The sequence below is a fragment of the Segatella sp. genome, from assembly GCF_977051555.1.
This window is the reverse complement of the sequence record NZ_CDRSSE010000007.1, coordinates 1-17,915: the sequence shown is the minus strand read 5'-3', so window position 1 is coordinate 17,915 and position 17,915 is coordinate 1. Positions and strand designations below refer to the sequence as shown.

General features: G+C 48.9%; 18 protein-coding genes and 2 tRNA genes. 11 read left to right on the top strand and 9 right to left on the bottom strand.

Annotated elements, in window-relative coordinates; translation table 11 throughout:
* The first annotated feature begins 140 nt into the window (after positions 1–140).
* The 6 genes from ACWJAO_RS02770 to ACWJAO_RS02745 all read left to right on the top strand — a co-directional run bounded on the left by ACWJAO_RS02770 (position 141) and on the right by ACWJAO_RS02745 (position 3,595).
* Positions 141–214, top strand: a tRNA-Pro gene (locus ACWJAO_RS02770).
* 40 nt (positions 215–254) lie between these two features.
* Positions 255–328, top strand: a tRNA-Pro gene (locus tag ACWJAO_RS02765).
* A gap of 126 nt (positions 329–454) precedes the next feature.
* Complete coding sequence (locus ACWJAO_RS02760; protein ID WP_449139184.1) at positions 455–1,021, top strand: cytidylate kinase-like family protein; 567 nt, start codon at positions 455–457, stop codon at positions 1,019–1,021.
* 94 nt (positions 1,022–1,115) lie between these two features.
* The gene (locus ACWJAO_RS02755) at positions 1,116–1,421 is read left to right on the top strand and encodes a CidA/LrgA family protein (protein WP_233338974.1); all 306 of its coding nucleotides are present in this window, start codon (positions 1,116–1,118) and stop codon (positions 1,419–1,421) included.
* Positions 1,418–2,110 carry an LrgB family protein gene (locus ACWJAO_RS02750; RefSeq protein ID WP_006849545.1) on the top strand — a complete coding sequence of 231 codons (693 nt, stop codon included), beginning with the start codon at positions 1,418–1,420 and terminating at the stop codon, positions 2,108–2,110. The genes ACWJAO_RS02755 and ACWJAO_RS02750 overlap by 4 nt, the downstream gene beginning before the upstream one ends.
* 42 nt (positions 2,111–2,152) lie before the next feature.
* A complete protein-coding gene (locus ACWJAO_RS02745) occupies positions 2,153–3,595 on the top strand; it encodes a right-handed parallel beta-helix repeat-containing protein (protein WP_449139183.1) in 1,443 nt (480 codons plus the stop codon).
* A gap of 112 nt (positions 3,596–3,707) precedes the next feature.
* Here the strand turns inward: ACWJAO_RS02745 and cdd are convergent, their stop codons facing one another.
* From cdd to ACWJAO_RS02730, 3 genes are all read right to left on the bottom strand, one after another.
* Positions 3,708–4,190, bottom strand: a complete 483-nt coding sequence (gene cdd / locus ACWJAO_RS02740) for a cytidine deaminase (protein WP_449139182.1) — start codon at positions 4,188–4,190, stop codon at positions 3,708–3,710.
* Positions 4,191–4,214: 24 nt separating this feature from the next.
* Positions 4,215–5,504 (bottom strand): M64 family metallopeptidase, encoded by a 1,290-nt coding sequence (locus tag ACWJAO_RS02735; RefSeq protein ID WP_449139181.1) that lies wholly within the window; start codon positions 5,502–5,504, stop codon positions 4,215–4,217.
* A gap of 74 nt (positions 5,505–5,578) precedes the next feature.
* Complete coding sequence (locus tag ACWJAO_RS02730; RefSeq protein ID WP_449139180.1) at positions 5,579–6,502, bottom strand: glucosaminidase domain-containing protein; 924 nt, start codon at positions 6,500–6,502, stop codon at positions 5,579–5,581.
* 147 nt (positions 6,503–6,649) lie between these two features.
* On the opposite strand from ACWJAO_RS02730, the gene ACWJAO_RS02725 reads away from it, so the two are divergent.
* The gene (locus tag ACWJAO_RS02725; protein ID WP_449139179.1) at positions 6,650–7,066 is read left to right on the top strand and encodes a 2-amino-4-hydroxy-6-hydroxymethyldihydropteridine diphosphokinase; all 417 of its coding nucleotides are present in this window, start codon (positions 6,650–6,652) and stop codon (positions 7,064–7,066) included.
* A 62-nt stretch (positions 7,067–7,128) separates the two neighbouring features.
* Here ACWJAO_RS02725 and nrdG read toward each other — a convergent pair whose 3' ends face one another.
* The 4 genes from nrdG to ACWJAO_RS02705 all read right to left on the bottom strand — a co-directional run bounded on the left by nrdG (position 7,129) and on the right by ACWJAO_RS02705 (position 12,580).
* Positions 7,129–7,644, bottom strand: coding sequence for an anaerobic ribonucleoside-triphosphate reductase activating protein (gene nrdG / locus ACWJAO_RS02720; RefSeq protein ID WP_449139178.1), 516 nt, complete (start codon positions 7,642–7,644; stop codon positions 7,129–7,131).
* A 2-nt stretch (positions 7,645–7,646) separates the two neighbouring features.
* Positions 7,647–9,866 carry an anaerobic ribonucleoside triphosphate reductase gene (locus ACWJAO_RS02715; protein ID WP_449139177.1) on the bottom strand — a complete coding sequence of 740 codons (2,220 nt, stop codon included), beginning with the start codon at positions 9,864–9,866 and terminating at the stop codon, positions 7,647–7,649.
* 369 nt (positions 9,867–10,235) lie between these two features.
* Positions 10,236–11,069 (bottom strand): type II pantothenate kinase, encoded by an 834-nt coding sequence (coaW, locus tag ACWJAO_RS02710; RefSeq protein ID WP_337503167.1) that lies wholly within the window; start codon positions 11,067–11,069, stop codon positions 10,236–10,238.
* A 44-nt stretch (positions 11,070–11,113) separates the two neighbouring features.
* Positions 11,114–12,580 carry an SLC13 family permease gene (locus tag ACWJAO_RS02705; RefSeq protein ID WP_449139176.1) on the bottom strand — a complete coding sequence of 489 codons (1,467 nt, stop codon included), beginning with the start codon at positions 12,578–12,580 and terminating at the stop codon, positions 11,114–11,116.
* A gap of 238 nt (positions 12,581–12,818) precedes the next feature.
* On the opposite strand from ACWJAO_RS02705, the gene ACWJAO_RS02700 reads away from it, so the two are divergent.
* Positions 12,819–13,106 (top strand): hypothetical protein, encoded by a 288-nt coding sequence (locus ACWJAO_RS02700; protein WP_449139175.1) that lies wholly within the window; start codon positions 12,819–12,821, stop codon positions 13,104–13,106.
* Positions 13,107–13,360: 254 nt separating this feature from the next.
* Here ACWJAO_RS02700 and ACWJAO_RS02695 read toward each other — a convergent pair whose 3' ends face one another.
* Both ACWJAO_RS02695 and ACWJAO_RS02690 read right to left on the bottom strand, forming a co-directional pair.
* The gene (locus ACWJAO_RS02695) at positions 13,361–13,921 is read right to left on the bottom strand and encodes an HU family DNA-binding protein (RefSeq protein ID WP_117586902.1); all 561 of its coding nucleotides are present in this window, start codon (positions 13,919–13,921) and stop codon (positions 13,361–13,363) included.
* A 218-nt stretch (positions 13,922–14,139) separates the two neighbouring features.
* Positions 14,140–14,232, bottom strand: a complete 93-nt coding sequence (locus tag ACWJAO_RS02690; protein WP_022121332.1) for a smalltalk protein — start codon at positions 14,230–14,232, stop codon at positions 14,140–14,142.
* A gap of 693 nt (positions 14,233–14,925) precedes the next feature.
* Between ACWJAO_RS02690 and ACWJAO_RS02685 the strand changes: the two genes are divergently transcribed.
* From ACWJAO_RS02685 to ACWJAO_RS02675, 3 genes are all read left to right on the top strand, one after another.
* Positions 14,926–15,933 (top strand): hypothetical protein, encoded by a 1,008-nt coding sequence (locus tag ACWJAO_RS02685; protein WP_449139174.1) that lies wholly within the window; start codon positions 14,926–14,928, stop codon positions 15,931–15,933.
* Positions 15,920–16,942, top strand: coding sequence for a hypothetical protein (locus ACWJAO_RS02680; protein WP_449139173.1), 1,023 nt, complete (start codon positions 15,920–15,922; stop codon positions 16,940–16,942). The genes ACWJAO_RS02685 and ACWJAO_RS02680 overlap by 14 nt, the downstream gene beginning before the upstream one ends.
* A 131-nt stretch (positions 16,943–17,073) precedes the next feature.
* Entirely contained in the window at positions 17,074–17,697 is a 624-nt protein-coding gene (locus tag ACWJAO_RS02675) for a hypothetical protein (RefSeq protein WP_449139172.1), read from the top strand.
* Positions 17,698–17,915 lie beyond the last annotated feature (218 nt).

The following is a 17,915-nucleotide window of genomic DNA, read 5'->3' as shown; positions in this document are numbered from 1 at the left end:
ATTTTGCATCTAAATGCATATTTTTTTGAAAAAAGTTAGGGAAAAATTTGGTGGAATCGAAAAAATGTAGTACCTTTGCACTCGCAATTCAGAAATGATGCTTAAAGCAATGCTTAAGAGGTATCGTAGAGATGAGTAAGCGGGGTGTAGCGCAGCCCGGTAGCGCTCCTGTTTTGGGAACAGGTGGTCGCAGGTTCGAATCCTGTCGCCCCGACTCTATTTTTCTCTCACTCAAACCTTTAGCAAAGCATAAGCGGGGTGTAGCGCAGCCCGGTAGCGCTCCTGTTTTGGGAACAGGTGGTCGCAGGTTCGAATCCTGTCGCCCCGACACAAGAAAGCTAAGAAGAGTCAAATCTTCTTAGCTTTTTTGCTATATAAAACTCCCGCTCTGGATGGGCTGGAGGGGGATAACGGAACAGAGTAATTATTATATACGTTTTAATTTTATAGAATCATGATTATAACGATAGCGCGCCAGTGTGGATGTGGCGCTATTCGCGTGGGCAAGCTGCTCGCCGAAAAGTATGGTATTCCTTTTTATACCCGTAAAAATATGATGGAAATGGCTGAACAGAGAGGAGTGCTCGACGAGATGGAGGCTTTCTTCGATGAGCGGCCGGTAGATGAACTGCTCTTCTCGATGTCGTCGCTTGGCGAAACGCGGAGGGCGCTGACAGAAAAACCGCTCCGTACACTTGCCGATATGATAGGCGATGAAGATTGTATCATCATCGGCCGTTGCGGAAACTATATCTTCCGCGAGCGCAAGGACTTGATTTCTGTTTTCCTGAGCGGCAATCTGGAGGCTCGCATCAAGGAAATTCAGGAGGAGAAGGGCTTTTCGTATGAGGAAGCTGAGGAGTTTGTGGAGCACACCGAGGATTGCAGAGTGGCTTATCATAAGTATTATACAGGCCTTACCTGGGGAAATGCCGATGATTATGACATCTGCCTGGATACTGTGCGCCTGGGCGTAGAAGAGACGGCAAGCCTCATTGAGCAGTATGTTAGCTTGATTTAGATTCAAAGGTTCAAAGTTTCAAGGTTTAAAGTAATTCAACATGAAGTTTTTAATTCAATTTTTGATAATCATAGCGTTCTCCTTTGCTGGGGAATTGCTCCATTTTTTGCTGCCATTGCCTATTCCGGCAAGCATCTATGGCATCATCCTGCTCTTCCTTGCGCTGGAAACAAAACTGATCAAAGTGAAGCATATCCGCGAAACCAGCAGTTTCCTCATTGCCATCATGCCCGTGATGTTTATTCCGGCTGCCGTAGGACTGATTGATTCTTATCAGGATATCGGTAATGCATGGTTCCAGTATATCGTAGTTACGGTGGTCAGCACCTTCGTCGTGATGGGTGCTTCGGGCTGGATTACGCAGTTGGTAATCAGAAAAGGAAAGGAGGCGAAGAAATGAACCAGTTGTTCCAGGATTCAGTTTTCTTCGGCGTTCTCATCAGTCTGGCTGCCTACGGCATAGGCATGCTGCTGAAGCTGAAGACGGGATGGTCGCTGATGAACCCGCTGCTCATCTCCATCATCCTCGTTATCATCACGCTCCTGCTGACGGGCGTAGATTACAAGACCTATTCGGCGGGCGCCAACAGCATCAGCTATCTGCTCACACCAGCCACCATCTGTCTGGCAGTGCCGCTTTATCAGCAGGTTGAGCTTCTGAAGAAGAATTATCGGGCTGTACTGATCGGCATCGTTTCGGGCGTGCTGGCGAGTCTCTGCTCCGTGCTCATTCTCGCCCTCATCTTCCATTTCGACCATGCGTCCTACGTTACCTTCCTGCCTAAGAGCATCACTACCGCCATCGGTATCGGCGTTTCTGAGGAGTTGGGCGGTCATGTTTCGGTTTCGGTGGTTGTCATCATCGTAACGGGTGTGCTGGGCAACATCTTTGCCGAGAAGTTCCTGAAGCTTCTCTCCATCAAGGAGCCTATTGCCAAAGGTATTGCCATCGGCTGTTCTGCCCATGCGCTGGGTACGGCAAAGGCGATGGAAATGGGTACCATAGAGGGAGCCATGAGCAGCTTGAGCATAGTGGTTTGCGGTGTGATGACGGTTGTTGGCTCATCCATCTTTGCTCTGTTTATGTAGAGGCAGATACAATAATATTTCCCTTTTTCCGTTTTTATAGATATGAAACGGAAAAAGGGATTTTTGTATATAATGGGTGTAGGGATGGCGATGAGCGCCCTGCTTGCCAGTTGTGCCGACGATGAGAGTTTTTCAACGTCGAGGGGAGATGTGCTCTCGTTTTCAGTAGATACGCTGAAGATGGACACCACCTTCTCGAATGTGCCTACGCCTACCCGAAGCTTCTGGGTTTACAACCGTACGGGCAAGGCTCTGCGCTGCCAGTCGGTGCGTCTGGAAAATGGTAACCAGAAGGGCTATAGGGTGAATGTTGACGGATCTTATCTGGGCAGCGAAGCGGGATTCCAGACGCAGAATGTGGAGATCAGAAAGGGTGACAGCATACGCGTGTTCGTAGAATTGACTTCGGCGATGCAGAACAGCGAAAAGCCGCAGCTGGTGAGCGACAACCTGGTGTTTGCGCTGGAAAGTGGCGTGGAACAGAAGGTGAATCTGAGGGCGTTTTCATGGGATGCGATGAAACTCAATTCGCTCGAGGTGAAGGAAGACAAGTTTCTGGAGAGCACGCTGCCGGTAGTGGTTTATGGGGGAATCAGGGTTGATGAGGCGGCTACGCTGACCATTGCTCCGGGCACCCAACTCTATTTCCACGAGAATGCGGGTTTGCAGGTGTTCGGGTCGCTGAAGATTGAGGGCGAAAAGGACAGGGAAGTGGTGATGCGGGGCGACCGACTGGACCATATGTTCGATTATCTGCCTTACGACCGCACACCGGGACAATGGCAGGGCATCAGACTGATGTCTTCGGCTCACGATTGCAAGATTTCATTTGCTGATATTCATAGTGCCTACGATGCTGTGATGATAGAAGCGGGCGATGCTACGAAGCAGAAACTGCTAGTTGAGAATGCTACGATTCATAACAGTCAGGGCTACGGTGTGAGGATTGATTCTGCCAAGGTGCAGATTTATAACTCGCAGATAACCAACTGTCTGAAGCATCCGCTCTATGTTGAGGGTGGAGATGTTGAGGTAAACGGCTGCACCATAGCCCAGTTCTATCCGTTTGACGGGCGCCGCGAGTCTGCCATCGGTTTTGCCTCTCCGCTGCCTCGTTTCGAGGTGAGAAATTCGCTCGTAACGGGCTATCATGATGATGAGGTGGTCTGGGAGGCTCCGAAAGAGGAGGATGCCTTCAATTTCCTCTTCGACCATTGTGTGTTGCGCACGGAGAAGCTGGAGACGGACGACAGTCTGAAGTTCACCCATGTGGTTTATGAGGACATCAAGGATACGACGGTGTTTGCCGAGAAGCATTTCCGCCTTTTCGACACCGACAATCTGAAGTATGATTTCCATCTGCGCAAGGAGTCGGCAGCAATAGGAAAGGCTGATGCCGAAACCCTGCCTGCAACCGACCGTGATGGTTTGCCGAGAAAGAAAGAGCAGCCTGCCGCAGGATGCTTTGAATATAGGGAGGAATAATGAGTATAAGGAGGAATAAGAAGAAAGCCCTACAGGAAAGTCTGCATGATGCAAACTTCCTGTAGGGCTTTTTCTTATATCCTGAGCCCTTTTTAAAGTGGGCTCTGTAATCTTATTCCTTCATGTTCGAATCTACGAAGCAGAAGGGGAGAAGGTCTTTGATGCTGTCGAAGCAGTAGGTTCCGTTCTCGCCATAGAGCAGGATGCGTACGGGGCGCTGGTAGCGGTCTTCCATCTCCAGTATCACCTGGCGGCAGGCTCCGCATGGCGAGATAGGCGACTTGAGGAAGCCGTTGCCGTTTCTCGCTGCTATGGCGAGTGCCAGGATAGGCTGGTCGGGATAGTTGCTCTGGGCACCGAAGATGGCGCTGCGCTCGGCACAGAGTCCCGACGGGAAGGCGGCGTTCTCCTGGTTGGCTCCAATCACTATTCTTCCGTCGCCCAGCAGCAGGGCTGCTCCCACATAGAAGTGGCTGTAGTTAGCATACGCATTGCTGGTGGCAGCCTTCGCCCTGTTTACGAGCTTCTGCTCCTGCTGGCTCAACTCTGAGAGCTGAGCCACCATGTATCTGATGTTTAGGTTTTGCTCTTTCATAGATATAATTTTTTTATGATTTCTTTATTTCGTGTAGAAGTCGATGATGTCCTGCAGCGCCTTCTTGCATACCGGGCAGAATTCTGGCGTTTCGTTGATGCGCATACGGCAGTCCTGCACACCGCGGTAAACGCCCTTCAAGCTGTATCCGGCACCTTCGAAGACACCCACCTTGCTCACCGCCTCCTTCTCTTTCTTTGAGAGCGGAGTAGGAATCTTGGTCTTCTTGTCTATCATGTTCTCCCATTTTCCGTGGAAATCGGCAAGGGTAGTGATGTTCTTCTCCCAAGGCTCTACATCGTGAGGATACATCGGTATCTGCTCCTGCTCGTAGGCGTATTCATCGGCAAGTCCGGCAAAGGAATGGCCAAACTCATGCACTACTACCGGCTTGAACCATTTCTGGTGGCAGGTGGTGAGATTGTATGAATTGAGGATGCCGCCACCGCCATACTTATCCGAATTTACCAGCACGATGATGTGCTCGTAAGGGGTACCTGCCAGCCAGTTGTGCAGGTCTTTGAGATGCAGGGTGGTAAGGTAGCGGTCGCTGTAGAAGGTGTCGAAATGAGAGCTGAGGGCGGTCTCGTGCCAGATGCCCTGGGCTGGGATGCTAGGTCCGCTCTGCTTGGATGGCGACTTTACGGCTACGATGTTGAATCGGTCTCTCATGCTCTTGAAGGGTTCGTGGGCGAAGATGGCCTCTGTAGCCTCCTGCGCATCTTTCAGGAAGACAGGCATCTCTGCATCGGTATAGCCTTCTGCCACGTATGCGATGTGGATGCATCGGGTGGTGTCGGCAGCCTGCTGCAGGGTGACGTATGGTGTAGGCTTGTTGCCTTTCTGATGAATCAGAATGTCTTTCGGCGCTACCTGGTGGGTGAGCGTGGTGGTTATCTCGCGGCGGTTGTTGCGCAGGTCGAGGGTGATGTCTACGGTATCTTTCGGCATGGGAACGAGGAATACGTTCTCGAAACTCTGCGTGTTCTTCTCTGCCTCTGGATAGGAGAGCCATTCCTGGAAGAGGGTGGAGAAGGAGTTGCGGTAGATGATTTTGCCCGAGCGGTGGTCGCGTACGGTTATCTGTCCGTTGCCCTCTACCGGGAGTTCAGCCAGTCGCTGCCGTTTGCCGTACCAGCGTGGCATTACGTTGAGTTCGTCTACGGCTATCATCTGCTGCTTCTGGTTGCCGGCAAAGGTATAGTCTACCCGCAGCGTCTTGTCTGTGAAATAGTCGTCAAAGTTTTGCGCCTTTATGGTGCCGGGCGCCATCAGCATCGCCATGGTGGCGAGGGATAATATTATTCTCTTCATTGTATTTTCATTTAAAATTCACATTCACATTCACATTTCTCACCGAATCACCAAGTGACCGAATCACTAATCACTTATCTCACCCTCAGCCGTGTTCCTACGCTTACCGGGATGTTAGGGTCGAGATGGTTCATCTTGTAGAGTTTCTCCAGTCGGATGCCATACTTCTGCGAGATGGTGTACATGCTTTCGCCCGGCTGTATCACGTGAGGGCGTTTCTTATACTGCTTAGGTGCCTTGGAGCGTTTCTTCTTCAGATAGATGATGTCGCCCTTGTGCAGCACGGTATGCTTGTCGCGCTCGTTGTAGCGTGCCAGTTTGCGCCAGCTGATGCCCACCTCCTTGCCTATGCTCTTGAAGGTGTCGCCTTCGCGGGCATAGAGATAGTAATTCTTGTTGAAGATGTGGATAGGGTGCAGCAATCCTTCGGCGTTTACAGGCTGGTCGGTACCGCTGTGGGTTGCCATGAAGCGGTCGTAGCGCTTGGCCTTGTCATACTCGTTGAGCTTGTAGAGCTCGATAATCTGTATCAGCTTGCTGGCATACTGCGGGTTGGTAGCATAGCCACAGGCTTTCAGTCCGCGAGCCCATCCCTTGTAGTCGTGCTGCGAGAGTTCGAAGAGGCGTGCGTAGCGTGGCTGGCGCGCCAGAAACTTGCTGTGGTCTTCGTAGCTGTCTCTTGCGTCCTGGTATACGCGGAAGCATTCGCCCCGGGCATCATCGTCGTGGTACTGGGTGGGTCCCGTCCAGTTGTGACATTTTATGCCGAAGTGGTTGTTGCCCTGGCGTACGAGGTCGCTCCTTCCTGCCGCACTCTCAAACAGTCCCTGTGCTAGGGTGATGCTGGCTGGAATGCGGTAACGGAGCATCTGCTCGATGGCAAGATCCTTATACTGGTTGATATATGTCTGATAGGCCTGGTTCCACTTCAGCTGTGCGCCCATCGGGAGACAGCAGAGCAGAGCGAGCCCTAAAATGTTTGCTTTTAGATGATTCATTCTGCAAAAATATAAAAAAAAACGGATAAATCGCGGTTTATTACAAAATTTTTAATATCTTTGCACAAAATATGACATACAAATGCAGGGGCAATCTGTCTCTTCTGAGAGAAACTGACTTGTTTTGTAGAAATAAAGATTTTAATAATGAGAACTCGTACAAAAGTAATTATAGCTATCGGCTCTAACAGAAATCAGGAGGAGAATGTGTTGAAGGCACATGAACATCTGAGATGGATGTTCAAGAACTGCCTCTTCGGTCCGCGCATGTGGACTGAGCCTATCGGACTGGAGAATTCAGACAAGTTTCTGAATCAGGTGATGTTGGGGGAGACCATCTGCTCCAAGAAGTCTGTGCTTGCTGCGCTGCGGAGTGTGGAGCAGAGATGCGGACGCAGAATCCGTGGTCCTTATCGTAAGGTAGATGTTCCGCTGGATCTCGACCTTCTGCTCTATGGCGATGAGAAATTGCACGAGAGCGAGTGGGAGCGTGATTATATTCAGAGTTCTATCAGCTACCTCGAAGAAACGGATGCTAAGAGGGATAGGAGATATTTAAGATAAGAAAATCCGTGTAATCCGTGTCTGAAAAAAGAAAACGGGAAACCCGAATCTGGTATGTAGATTTACAATACCGGATTCGGGTTTTCTGTTGTAAGATTGAGTTCTATTACTCTTCCTTCTTTCAGCGACTTCTGCACGTTGATGATGCGCTGGTTGCTGCTGCCCCTGAAGAAGAGGTCTTCATCGTGCAATGCCTGTACGAAGGGGCCGTCTACCAATACATCGATTTGGCGGAGGAGTTCCAGCTGCTCGGGATTCTTCACGAGGTTTTCGAAGAGATAGCCCGTAAAGCACCAGATGTTCTTGCTGCTCTGCTCCCTGATGGCGCGCGCCAGCTCGGCAAAGCCCTTTGCCTGAAACATAGGGTCGCCGCCCGAGAAGGTGACGTTGGCGAAGGGGTCGCTCATGATTTCCTTCATCAGCTCGTCGGTAGAGGTCATCGTGCCGTGGCTGATGTCCCATGACTGCGGATTATGGCAGCCCGGACAATGGTTGGGGCATCCCGCACAATAAATGGATGTGCGGAAGCCCGGACCGTCTACCATCGTATCATGTACGATGCTTAAAACGCTGATCATTTTTACTTTTCTCCTCCGATATGGGTTACTCGGTCGTGGAGCTCGGCAAGCTTGCCGCTGTTCCAACGGTCGGTGGTACCTACCAGATAACCGGTGATGCGCTGCAGCTTGTCGATGTGGTGGCTGCCGCACTTAGGACAAACCTCGAGGTTGGCATCAGCATTCTCGTAGCCGCAGTCGAGACAGCGGTTGCGGTTGTGGTTTACTGAGCCGTAACCCATGTTGTACTTATCCATCATGTCTACCACGCTCTCGATAACAGAAGGGTTGTGGGTAGCATCGCCGTCAATCTCTACATAGAAGATGTGGCCGCCGCGGGTCAGGTCGTGGTATGGAGCCTCGATCTGAGCCTTCTTCAGGGCTGTACACTTATAGTATACAGGCACGTGGTTGGAGTTGGTATAATAGTCGCGGTCTGTAACGCCAGGGATGACGCCAAACTGCTTTCTGTCTTTCTTTGTAAACTTACCGCTCAATCCCTCGGCTGGAGTAGCCAGGATAGAGTAGTTGTGATGATACTGCTCGCTGAACTCGTTGGCACGGTCGCGCATGTAGGTGATGATCTTCAGTCCCAGCTCCTGTGCCTTCTCGCTCTCGCCGTGGTGCTTGCCGATGAGGGCAACCAGGCACTCTGCCAGTCCGATGAAGCCGATACCCAGGGTTCCGTGGTTGATAACGCTCTCGATGGTCTCTTCCGGCTTCAGATTTTCTGCGCCTACCCAGAGATACTTCATGAGCAGAGGGAACTGCTTAGCCATTGCCGTCTTCTGGAACTGGAAGCGCTCGTCGAGCTGCTTGGCTGTGATGTCGAGGATATTGTCGAGCTTGGCAAAGAACATGTCGATGCGCTGCTTTTCGTCTTCGATGCCCATGCACTCGATGGCGAGCTTCACGATGTTGATGGTAGAGAAGCTCAGGTTACCGCGGGCGATGCTGGTCTTCTCGCCCCAGCGGTCTTCGAACACGCGGGTACGGCAGCCCATGGTTGCAATCTCCCACTTGTAGCGCTCCGGATCATCAGCACGCCACTTCTCGTTCTGGTTGAAGGTAGCGTCGAGGTTCAGGAAGTTAGGGAAGAAACGGCGGGCTGTTACCTTGCAGGCCAGCTTGTAGAGGTCGTAGTTTCTGTCCTCAGGCAGATAGTTTACGCCTCTCTTCTTCTTCCAGATCTGGATAGGGAAGATGGCTGTTTCGCCATTGCCTACGCCCTGATAGGTGCTCTGCAGGATTTCGCGCATGATGCAGCGGCCCTCGGCACTTGTATCGGTACCGTAGTTGATGCTTGAGAATACTACCTGGTTACCGCCGCGGCTGTGGATGGTGTTCATGTTGTGGATGAATGCCTCCATGGCCTGATGCACGCGGTTCACGGTCTTGTTGATGGCGTGCTGCTCCAGGCGCTCGCGGCCCTGCAGTCCGTCGAGTGGCTTCTCTATGTAGTCCTCGATTGGCGCATCATAGAGGTCGCTCAGGTCTTCGCCTGTCAGCTTCTCCAGGTTCTTCACCTCTTCCTGATACGACATGCGTACGTATGGAGCCAGATAGAAGTCGAAGGCTGGGATAGCCTGACCGCCGTGCATCTCGTTCTGGCAGGTCTCGAGAGAGATACAAGCCAGCACGGCTGCGGTCTCGATGCGCTTGGCAGGACGGCTTGAACCGTGACCGGCTGTGAAACCGTGGTTCAGAATCACGTCGAGCGGATGCTGCACGCAGGTGAGACTCTTGGTTGGGTAATAGTCCTTATCGTGAATATGTATATAGTTGTGCATGACGGCGTCGCGTACATCCTCTGAGAGGAGGTAGTCGTCGACGAATGGTTTAGTGGTTTCTGAAGCGAACTTCATCATCATGCCGGCTGGTGTGTCGGCATTCATGTTGGCGTTTTCACGGGTGATGTCGTTGTTCTTGGCATTGACGATGCTCATGAATACGTCGCGTGTCTTCGCCTTGCGGGCGATGTTACGCTGGTTACGGTATGCGATATACTTCTGGGCAACATCCTTGCGGGCACTCTTCATGAGTTCCATCTCGATGGCGTCCTGAATGGCCTCAACGCTCATCTGGCTCTTGCCGCGATAAGAGATGTGGTCGGTTATCTGCTCGATAAGGGTTGTATCTTCACCCTTGTCGGTATGCAACATGGCCTTGCGAATGGCTGCCATGATTTTCTGTTCGTTGAATCCAACGATGCGTCCGTCACGCTTTACTACTGTCTGGATCATTTTAGTATTACTTTTACGATTAATATTTAAATTACTTAGTATTAAGTCATTATGACTTGAAGAGGTATCTTAGTATCTCTTTTCGACATTGCAAAGGTATAAAATATTTCTGAAAGTAATTACTTTTGGACAACTTTTTTATAGTTAAAAAATATTAAGTCGCTGATAATCAGGTAAAAACGAAAAAGTTTTGGAAAACTTTGACAAATTTCTGTTTTCCGAAACGTTTAAGTTGTTATCTATCAGCGTGTTGCGCATTTTGTGCGCTTGTGTGCGTTTCCAACTTGTTGTCTGTGTGCCGTGGCAGGGGGTGGAAAAGAAAATCGCCGCAGCGCCCGTGTATAGGGCATTGCGGCGATTTATGGGTGATTATTTTGCATTCTGCTTATAGTCGAGCGCTGCTCCGATGGCGGTGCAGAATTCCGAGTATTTCGGTATCCTGAACCTCACTCCGTAGAGTTTCTCCATGGCTGGGAATACCTCGCGGCATTGCGGCAGCAGGGTGAGGTTGCCGATGAGCACGAAATCCTTGATGCCCGATTCGAGCGATGAGAGGATGGTAGCTGAACCTATCGACTGCAGCACCATCCAGATGAGTCCCATGGCGATGTCTTCGCGCGAGGCGTTTGCCTTGGCGTTGCTGAAGAGCGATGCGGTGGCGCTCATCGGGAGTCCGGGCAGAGGTTTGGCGCTGATGTCGCCTATCAGCAGGTTTATCTTGCTCACGTCGCCGTCTTTGGCGAGGTTGATAATCTGCTTGATGTCATCGGTCTTGAGCATGATGCGGCTCAGTCCTGCCAGGGTTCCGCCGCCTATGCCTATGCCTCCGATGTGTCTTATTCCGCTGTCATCGCATTTTACGAGCGATGTTCCGGTTCCCATGCTCACCACGATCATGCGGTCGAGCTTGCTCTCGTATCGGGCGCCCAGTCCGTCGGCCACGAACTCCTCGCTCTTCGAGGTAGGCAGTCCGTAGATGGGCTCGTCGATATAGGCTGAACCTACGCCTGTTAGCATCACCTGTTCTACATCGCTCAGCGCAATCTTGTTGTCGTGCAGATACTTGCCGAAGGCTCCGTAGAGTGAGGTGATAGGGTCGGTGGCTTTGATGCGGATGGGGCTAACCACCACGCCGCTTTCATCGATACCCACAATCTTGGTCGTAGAGATGCCTACGTCGATTCCTATAACAATCTTTTTCATTCCTTATATATATAATAATGTGTATTTTCGCAGATGATGCCCCTTTAGAGCACGCCCATCTTGCAGAAGGTGATGAGCACAGCGTAGCCCACAATCATGCTCAGCACGCCCACCGTGAGACCTGCCTTCACCATGTCGGTCTGCTGGATGAGGCCGGTAGAGTAGGCGATGGCGTTAGGAGGGGTTGAGATAGGCAGCGACATGGCGCAGCTGGCTGATACCGCTACTCCGATGAGGATGGTAGAGGTGCCGCCGATGGTGTTGAGCTTATCGCCCATGCCGGCGCATACCACCGTAAGGATAGGGATGAGCAGGGCGGCGGTGGCGGTGTTGGAGATGAAGTTACTCAGGATGAAGCATACCAGTCCGGATACAATCATGATGACCAGCGGATTGAATTCTGCAAACGGAATGCTCTTTACGGCTGCCTCGGCAAGACCGGTGCCGTTCATCGCCAGACCCAGGGCGAATCCGCCTGCCACCATCCAGATAACAGCCCAGTCAATCTCCTTCAGATCCTTAGCTGTAATCACTCCCGTAAGGGCGAATATGGCGATAGGGAGCATCGCCACGGTGTTGGCGTTGATGCCCAGCTGCTTGCCGAATACCCAGAGCAGGATGGTTACGAGGAAGGTGACGGCCACTACCGTGGTGCGCCAGTTGTGCTGCATGTTGCCCTCGATATTGAGCTCGATGGTCTTGGCAGAGAACGGGAACATCTTGCGGATGATGACCCATGCCATGAGGAGCATGATGAACACCATAGGTGCCATGATGAGCATCCAGTCGCCGAAGCTGATGCCCAGGTTCAGTCCTGCTGGGTCGTTCAGTACCTTGAAGGCGAAGGCGTTAGGCGGTGTTCCGATAGGAGTTCCCATACCGCCCAGGTTGGCTCCGATAGGGATAGCCATGGTGAGCGCCACGCGGCCCTTGCCCGAAGGCGGCAACGATTTGAATACCGGTGTGAGGAAGGTGAGCATCATGGCGGCGGTGGCTGTATTAGAAATGAACATCGAGAAGATGCCGGTGATGAGCATGAAGCCCAGCAGCACGTTCTCAGAACGCTTGCCGAATGGCGCAATCAGGGCCTTCGCCATCATCACGTCGAGTCCGCTCTTGGTAGCGGCAATGGCGAGTACGAAACCGCCCAGGAAGAGGATGATGGTAGGGTCGGCGAAGCACGCCATCACACCCTGATAGTCGAGCAGCTTGCCCATCTCAGCCTCCGAGCCTTGCATAATCTTAAAGGCGGAGTCGCTGACGAAGAACAGCAGCACGAAGATGATCACTACGCTGGTAGCCCATGCCGGTATGGCCTCGGTGAGCCAGAGCATCACGGCCATGACGAAGATGGCGATGACGCGCTGCTGCACAATGGTGAGCCCGTCGATGCCGAAGCTATCTATGGGCAGGTTCCAGACGATAACGGTAAGCAGAGCCGTTATGAGAAACAGCAATGCTTTCTTGCGATTAAAATCGCCATTCAATACTTTCTTTACAGTTTCTTGCATTATCTTTCTGTCTTAAGGGTTATTTTCTTGCAAAAATAAGTGTTTTTTTTGTATTTTGCAAGTTTTTTTGCAGAAATAGTGAAAAAAATGCCGAAAAATATTGTTGTTTCAAGAAAAAATGCTATATTTGCAGTGGTTTTACCGATAACAGCTATCGGTGATGCCTAAAAACACGAAGACCCCGGAAGGGTGATTCGGGGAACCTGATATGTCTAATCAATTAAAAGGAGATAAAGAAATGAACAAGTCTATAGTATTTATCATCATCCTGCTCGTGATAGTTCTCTCTATCATTGTATCGCAGTACTTCCACAAGCGCCACCATGAATATAAGATGGCAGACATCGAGAAGGCTATCCGCAAGGCTTATCCTAAGGGTATAGGCTCGATAAGCAAGGAAGAACTGGTAACAGCTGTGAAGAAATACTTCCACTGTTCGGCGAAGGAGGCTCATTATATAATAGGTGTAGCCCGCCGCAAGAAGCTGGTTGATATCGCTGCAGAATATGTTACCATCATGTTTTGAAATAAGATAAGAACATTATATACGTTTTAGCCGTGAGGCTAGGCTGTTGATTTGGTTTGAAAAAAAGTATTATTTATTTGAGGCACAAAGGATTGTTAGCGACATGCTGATTTCGAAGGGGTTATGTGTGGGTTAGCATGTTGTGTTCGGGACGTCTGGCAAATTGCCTTCTATCTAAATTGCCAGACAAAGTTTACCCTCCCTAGGACTTTTTAAGACCTGGGGAGGGTTTTACTTTTCAGGCTCAGCACCTTTTATTCAAGTCCGTCGCCGCCGGTTTCGCTTCCGGTTCCGCCAGTAGAATCGCCGCCCGATGGGGTGTCGCCGCCGGATGGATTATCGCCTCCGGATGGATTATCGCCTCCGGATGGGGTAGTAGGAGGCGTATCGGTAGAGGTAACCTGCTTCACCACCTTGCCGTTTCGGTCGTAGCAGGTGATGTTGACGGAGGTCTCTTCGAGTTCCTTCTTGATGTCGGTGTTAGGCACGAAGATGATGTATCGGCGGGTGATGAGGTTGGCGCTCACCTTGTTCACATCCTCTACGGCGGTAGAGTTAAGACCGAATCGGAGGCTGCCCAGTCCTGGCACAGCCACGCTGTGGCCCTCGGTGGCCCATGCAGCAATCACTTCGCCGATGGCCGACCATCCGGCGTTGATCACCGCCTTAGGCAATCCGCTGCGAACGGCAGCTTCTTCTATCACCTTCGTGGCGTTGAGTTGGCTGTAGAGTTCAGCCTGCATCACGAATGCCCACTTTTGCTTACCTTTTTCGAACGCTACGTTGCGCTCAATTGCTTTTACTTTAATACCCATAATTCAAATCGTTTTTTTTTAATGGTTAAACAAATCAGTTTACTGAAGTTTCGCATGTGGGGAAGTTAAGGGAAGTTAGAGGGAAGTAAAGGGACAAATGTCCTAAGTTTATGCTAGAAGACTATTGTCTCTTAACTTCCCGAACGACCGTAGGGAGTGATAACTTCTTTAACTTCTTTAACTTCTTTAACTTCTGAACTTGCGAAACTTGAATCAGCCTACATGCAGCTGGTTACGCCGAGCGTAGTGCCTACGGCAGTAAGTACAGCGATAATCACCTGCAAGATAGTTTTCCAAACTTCCTTTTTCATTTTCTTTTTTCCTTTCTTTTTTTAATGGTTAAACAGTCAGTTTTTTTAGTGGTTAATTCAGTCTTTCTTTGAATGACAATGCAAAGATACAACATTTTTCTGGGAAATGCAATAGTTGTCCCGAATCACGTGCATTCCCCCTGTTTTTCCGATGGTGAAGGTATGCAGCGAGGGGGCTGAAACTGCGTGGCGACGCAGCCAGGGCTACGTCGCCACGTATCGCCAGCTACGTCGGGACGTAATCTCGGCTACGTCGGGACGCAGTTTGGGGGAAGATCAGTTGAATTGATAGTTTGCAGTACGGAACATCAAAGGATGTATGTTAAACCGAAAATGTGAATGTGAATGTGAATTTGAAATGTTTTTCAATGTTACCTGAAGGAGAAGCGTATAATAGTGTTTAAGTAATAGTAGCCATTATTATAGGTTCATATTATATATATAATAAGGTACGCGCGCGAGGACTGACTTTCATTCACAATATCCAATAAAAGGAATGGATGGAACAACCCGATACATTGATTTACATTTCAAATTCACATTCACATTCACATTTCGTTTTGATGGTTTTATAAAAAAAAGACAATTTGATAAAAAATAATTTAGAATTTATTTGTTTATTCGGGGAAAAAGTGTTACTTTTGTAGTTGCTATGAAAAATAACTTTCATGGTACAACTTAAATCGCAAGCCAATGACTGGACGAACCAAAAACAGCACCGAAAAGACTTCTTACGTTGTCTTCAAGTTTGATTTCTGCAAAAGCCGGAATCTTTCAAGTATCGAGGGTACTCTACCCTTGGATTTTCTCGAAATGTCATCGCCTGAAAAATATCAGGAATGTCAGACTGGTTTCGAGAAGGTAATGGACAGTTTGCTGAAAAGCAAGAAAATGACTTTGGTGGAATCACGGAAGAATGAGGAAGACGTTATTCACGACAACCGAATATTGGGATTTCGCGAAGGTGTGGCTGTGCTGGATGTATGCGCAGACAAAAAAGAATTTTATTGGAGTAACTTTAAGGAGAATGAAATTCACAACCAGCCTTTCTGCAAGGTAATCATTGATAATCGCCCCAACAGAGGTTTCCTTTTTGTGGAAGAATCTAGAATCTTCGGCGGCAAAAGGGGACAGGACAAGGTGGTGGCTCTTCTGCGTGATAATATCAACAGGGTGGCGAATCAATATGGCTGGAATATGGTGATTTCTGCCAAGTTGCCACCTGGTGATTTCTTTGATGCCGTGGCTGAAAGAATCAAGGCTGGTTGCAGGCCAAGGGCTGTGGTGTTTTCTTTTCCTCGCCATCAATCTCTCAGCGACGCGCCATATTCCTTTGTCATGCAATTACAGATGCAGCAATCATTAATGGAGTGTCTCAATGCCAGTATGTATGAGGTAAAATTTGGTACAGATAGAGGTGACCAGCTGCACTTAGACAAGGCAAACAGAGACATTGCCTTGATGGTGAACCTGTGCAGCAAGGAAGATTACGGCATCAAGGTATATTATTGGAAAGGTCCGTGCACCTCTTCCCGTTCGCTGAAACGAACCAAGGTGAAAATCTCCGATGTTGAGATTGTTGCTCTGGTTAATGGAGATGCTGTCTGTTGCGATTGTCATGGGAATTCTCAGTTTGCTTTGATCAATTCTCTTGATGTGATTCTTGATGATTTAAATGGTTACGACGATGAGGTTATTTAAGATGAAGACCAGACAGATGGTAGATAAATCTTTTTCGCAACACATGATTTATCAGGTTTTCCGAGCCATCACCCATGATATCTTCAATGATAAGACGTGGTTTCCTACGTCCAGATGTTCATGCGAGGATGTTTTTTATGAGGTGTTCTGCATCGTAGACAAAATGATGTTTTCGCATACCGATACCGAGAGCCGCCTTGCCTTTGTGGAGGGAATAGGGCAATATGAGAAAAACTATGTCGACGAGGATGGGTATGCTACAGCTCAGGAAGAGCGGCAGAGGATCGTATTTGTCATCCTGTATATGGCAGCTGTGATACTTCAGATGATGCCTTTGGAGTCGAAAGTGTTTCAGTTTTGCTCAATGATTATGGGGCAATGGAGAGGCTACGTAACTCAGGAGTTTTCTCAGCGGTGCCTCGGAGCAGTCGTGAAGAACCATGAGGTGGTTGAGCGGCTGGCAGCCAATATCGGTTATTATGGCGAGGATGGTTTCTTCGTTTCATCTCAGATCAATGAACTGATGCGCCAGAACAATGATGAAGATTATCTTCACGGATTCGAGCCCAAGCTGAAGAGAACATTGGAATTGGAAGTGACAGATTTTGAGGTGCAGAAAAACGGCGGGCAGGAAAAAACGGAAGAAGAACATGAGGAGGAATGGAGCAACTTGAGCCAGGAAGAAAGAGTAAAGCGAGCCTTGCAGAAGATGATAAACGAGAAGGCTATTCCTTTGAAGAAAGACTATGCCCTGATTATGGTAGCGCTCTCCAGTATCGATGATTTTGACGGCGACTTTGAAAATGGCGCATCTTTCTGCAAGTATCTTACAGAACAGTTGGACATGCCTTCCAATCTGACCAATGCTAGTGCCATCTCCAAGCGTTTCTCCAAGATGCGCGGCGAATTCCCCAACTGGAGTTTTAAGGATGTGAAAGATCCTAACGCCCGGCAGAAACTCATCAATATCGCTAACCGCTTTGTTGCCATCTATCGTAAGGGACAGTAGGAAGCGGGGAAATGATGGCTTCTTGTGAGTGTTGGCAAGTTTTAGATGGAATGTTAAAAACGTAAAATAGAGCAAGCTTTAGGCATATTCTACGTTTAATATCAAAATAGGTTTAATAAACAAATTAGGATATGAAATATCTAGTAAAAAAATCAGTCTTACTACTGTTGGTAGTCTTGGCTTTTTGTGCGTGTGACAACAGCAATGACAATGGTGAAGTTACTCCGCCAAATCCACAGTCATCGAAATCTGTCGTCAATTATACTGGCGAAGTAGAGTTTGTGGTGGATGCGCCACAAATTCGTGAGGATATAGAGCAGGATTTGAAGGCAAACCCTCCTTTTGGAGGAAGCAAGAAATATCAGTTTATCACAAAAAAATACTCGACGCTTCCTGCTGTATATATGCTATATGCGGTGAATCCTGAGGACGATAAGTCTGCTGACGGATATATACTGAGCATCGCTGGTAAAGTGGAGAGTAAGGACAATTATAGATTGTTCTCTGCCGCTTCTGCAAATGCTTGGTATAAGATGGATATTGTGCCTGTCGACACAAAGGATGGCAAGCCTGTTGCAACATACGATGTGTTTATGCATCAAAATATTCCTTCTTCTTTGGTTCATAGCAAGATGTATTTCTGCGAAGACCTTACGGAGAAATATCGCCAGAAGTTCCCTAATGAAGACATTCATGCCGTGGTTCGCCGTTTGGTTCTTTCTTATGTCAGTAAGGGTGATATTATAAATGAATAGGAATATATCTGAATTCTGCAATGTGCATATGTTTGCTTGTCAAACAACTCTTTTCGTTTGCAAAAACACAACAATTTATTGGATACACAATAAAATGTATGTTTTTTAACGATTGATATTGATAAGTGAAAATTCTGTGGATGAACATCTCGGTTAATAAATCCTGAGATATTCATCACACAGAATTTGGGTATTGCATTTTAGAGGTTGATTTGAAA